The 226-nt window shown below is 48.7% G+C and carries 1 protein-coding gene; it reads left to right on the top strand.

Annotation, left to right across the window (positions count from 1 at the left end; all coding sequences use genetic code 11):
- Positions 1–147 precede the first annotated feature (147 nt).
- A partial coding sequence (locus HEN33_RS27295; RefSeq protein ID WP_374208481.1) for a hypothetical protein occupies positions 148–226 on the top strand: 79 nt, incomplete at its 3' end.

Raw genomic sequence — 226 nt, 5'->3', positions numbered from 1 at the left:
AACTGTAACGCCCGGGAATGATATCTGCCACGGGGGCGTACAGAAAATGTGAAGATATTCAGAATTTTTATTCAGTCATGATACAGGCATCCTCCGGGATGCCTGTTGTTTTTGTGCGTAACAGTTATCACAGTAAAGGGTGAGACAATGGGCAAAGGTGGCGGCAAGGCGCACACGCCGGTTGAGGCAAAGGACAATCTTAAGTCCACGCAGATGATGAGCGTGA

This window comes from Escherichia sp. 94.0001 (genome assembly GCF_013369155.2).
GTDB classification, from domain to species: domain Bacteria; phylum Pseudomonadota; class Gammaproteobacteria; order Enterobacterales; family Enterobacteriaceae; genus Escherichia; species Escherichia coli_F.
Note: the sequence above shows the minus strand (reverse complement) of the source record. Positions and strands in the feature narration are given on the sequence as shown.